Here is a 1001-nt window from a genome sequence, read left to right as displayed (position 1 = left end):
GTGGCCAGATCACGTACACCGCCACGCTCTCAAATAAAGCAGGCAGTGACGTCACGCTGAAGTTGGATAACGGCTCAAACATCACTATCAAAGCTGGTGAAACTGTCGGCACCGTCACCGTCCCTGCGCCTGCCGATGACGTGTTCATCGACAAGAGCACCCAGATCGTCAAAATCACGGACGCTTCCGGCGGCAACTTCGAGAAGCTGGTAGTTGCGCAAAACAGTGCCACGACAGCGGTCAACGACACCATCGACAAGGTCGATGTGGTTCTGACCGCTACCACCACCGTCGGCGAAGGCGGCAACATCGTTTACACCGCCAGCCTTGTGGATAAAAACGGCGCGCTGGTGACTAACATCACTAACCCGCTGACTGTCATCCTGGATAACGGCAAAACCATCACCATCGGGGTGAACCAATCCAGCGGCACGGTCACCGCCGTGGCACCAGATGACGTGTATAAGGGCGACCAGACCGTCACCACTGCTATCAAGACTGTCACTGGTGGCGAGCACTTCGAAAATCTGGTTCCAGGCACCACGCCGGTTAACACCACCGTTACCGATACACCGGGTACCGACAACACCACCACCGTTACCCTGACCGCGCCGAGCGCAGTCAACGAAGGTGGCCAGATCACGTACACCGCCACGCTCTCAAATAAAGCAGGCAGTGACGTCACGTTGAAGTTGGATAACGGCTCAAATATCACTATCAAAGCCGGTGAAACTGTCGGCACCGTGACCGTCCCTGCGCCAAGCGATGACGTATTCATCGACAAGAGCACTCAGATCGTCAAGATCACCGACGCTTCCGGCGGCAACTTCGAGCAGCTGGTAGTTGCGCAAAACAGTGCAACGACAGCGATCAACGACACCATCGACAAAGTCGACGTTGTACTGACCGCTACCACCACGGTTGGCGAAGGCGGCAACATCGTTTACACCGCCAGCCTTGTGGATAAGAACGGCGCACTGGTGACCAACATCACCAATCCG

At 56.1% G+C, this 1001-nt stretch carries 1 protein-coding gene; it reads left to right on the top strand.

The window, feature by feature from the left end; genetic code table 11:
* Positions 1 to 1001, top strand: a 1001-nt coding sequence (locus BFP96_RS09970; protein ID WP_371914765.1) for an immunoglobulin-like domain-containing protein, incomplete at both ends; no start/stop codon positions are given.

Source organism: Pseudomonas sp. 34 E 7, assembly GCF_900005715.1.
Taxonomy (GTDB): Bacteria; Pseudomonadota; Gammaproteobacteria; order Pseudomonadales; family Pseudomonadaceae; genus Aquipseudomonas; species Aquipseudomonas orientalis_A.
This window is presented reverse-complemented; position numbering and strand designations above follow the sequence as displayed.